Origin of the sequence: Anabaena sp. AL93, from assembly GCF_001672085.1 — a bacterium.
GTDB lineage: Bacteria > Cyanobacteriota > Cyanobacteriia > Cyanobacteriales > Nostocaceae > Dolichospermum > Dolichospermum heterosporum.
In genome coordinates, this window is the sequence record NZ_LJOU01000201.1 from 1 (window position 1) to 1,983 (window position 1,983).

General features: G+C 45.1%; 1 protein-coding gene. It reads left to right on the forward strand.

All coding sequences use genetic code 11. The features are described 5' to 3' along the window. The first annotated feature begins 318 nt into the window (after positions 1 to 318). Positions 319 to 1,893: a reverse transcriptase domain-containing protein gene (locus AN486_RS26420; protein WP_053537880.1), complete on the forward strand. Its 1,575-nt coding sequence runs from the start codon at positions 319 to 321 to the stop codon at positions 1,891 to 1,893. Positions 1,894 to 1,983 lie beyond the last annotated feature (90 nt).

Genomic DNA, 1,983 nt, shown 5'->3' on the forward strand with positions numbered 1-1,983 from the left:
GAGTTCCTACGGTGAAACAGAGCCTAGAAAAGCAACCTACTCTAAAGCAGGACACAACTCAAAATCCTTGACTTAACTGGAATTAATTCCCGCCGCATCTCCGCTTGATAGCGGCAAGAGTCTAGGGATTCCAGTGGTTGAAGTGGCTACACCTAACGGAACGATCAATCAACCGAGGGAACGAATAAAAACGGATTGAGGGTCTAGGGGAGGTCGAACCCCATAAGTAGGCTAGACGAGCAGCGGAATCCCCTCAATTCGGGTAGGACAGACCGTAATTGGTCTGAGGTGTTCAGAATACACAGATTGGAACAGAGCATGATTAGACACAGAGACAACTCTAGTGAATCCTGGAAGACGTTACCGTGGAAGAAATTCCGCCGTAACCTATTCCGCCTACAAAAACGCGTGTATAAAGCGGTTCAAGTTGGCGACAAGCGCAAAGCAAAGTCACTACAAAAGCTGATTCTGAAATCAACCGCAGCGAGATTACTGGCTATCCGTCAAGTAACACAGCTAAATACTGGAAAAAAGACAGCGGGAATAGACGGGAAAACCGCGCTCACATTCGAGCAAAGGTTTCAACTGAGTGAAAAGCTCAGAACCGAATGTAACGGCTGGAAACACCAGGGGTTGCGTGAAATACCCATCCCTAAAAAGGATGGAAAAACCCGGATTCTCAAAGTCCCCACTATTGCGGATAGGGCGTATCAATGCCTTGTCAAATACGCACTAGAACCAGCACACGAAGCAACCTTCCACGCTAGGAGCTACGGTTTCAGAACGGGACGCTCGGCACATGACGCGCAAAAATACTTGTTTGACAACCTACGCTCATTTTGCAATGGAAAAGATAAACGAGTTATAGAACTCGATATTGAAAAATGCTTCGACAGGATAAACCACACCGCCATAATGGATAGACTCATCGCTCCTTATAGCATAAGACAGGGAATTTTCCGATGTCTCAAAGCCGGAGTTAATCCAGAGTTTCCCGAACAGGGAACACCGCAGGGCGGGGTAGTGAGTCCACTATTAGCTAACATCGCCTTAAACGGGATTGAAAGTATTCATAGATATCATGGGGTATCTAACAGAAGAATCACCGACAAAACCCCCAGGAAAGATATTACCGAGCCAACAATTCGCTATGCGGATGACATGGTAATAATACTCCGACCCCAGGACGATGCCACAGATATACTTGACAAAATCAGTCAGTTCCTAGCAGAGCGGGGAATGAAAGTCAGCGAGAAAAAGACAAAGCTAACCGCCGCGACAGATGGGTTTGATTTCCTCGGCTGGCATTTCAAAGTCCAGAATAACGGAAAGTTTAGATGTGTCCCTTCAGTGGATAACTACAAAGCTTTTCGCAAGAAAGTAAAACACATCGTCAACAACTCGAATTATGGTGCTACCACAAAGGCTGAGAAATTAGCCCCAGTAGTTAGAGGTTGGAGGAATTATCACCGCTTTTGCAAGATGGACGGTTCACGTAACTCATTATTCCACATCGAAACAAGAGCATTTAGGGTATTCAACAGGGAAACGAAACAGAATCGCTACACTAGCAAGAAATTACTAGATAAGGCATTCCCATCAGTTCCCTACTCCGAAAACAAACACATCAATGTTAAAGGTGAAAAATCGCCTTATGACGGAGATTTAACTTATTGGAGCGAACGTAACAGTAAGCTCTATGACAGTCATACCTCTAAAGCCCTCAAACGGCAAAACCATAAATGTGGACATTGTGGATTAAAAATGCTTAGTGATGAAAAGGTACATCTGCATCATGTTGATGGAAACCACGAAAACTGGAAAATAAAGAACCTTTTAGCCATTCACGAAAGCTGCCACGATTATATTCACATGAGCAAAAGCGAAAGCTAAGAACATCGGAAGCTGGGTGCGGTGAAAGTCGCACGCCCAGATTTAACAGAGAGGGGCGCGGGATAATACCCGTCCTCGACTCTACCTAGA

Bases quoted from the DNA above. Each gene is read 5' to 3' on its own strand.
- AN486_RS26420 (WP_053537880.1), top strand. From the start codon at position 319: ATGATTAGACACAGAGACAACTCTAGTGAATCCTGGAAGACGTTACCG.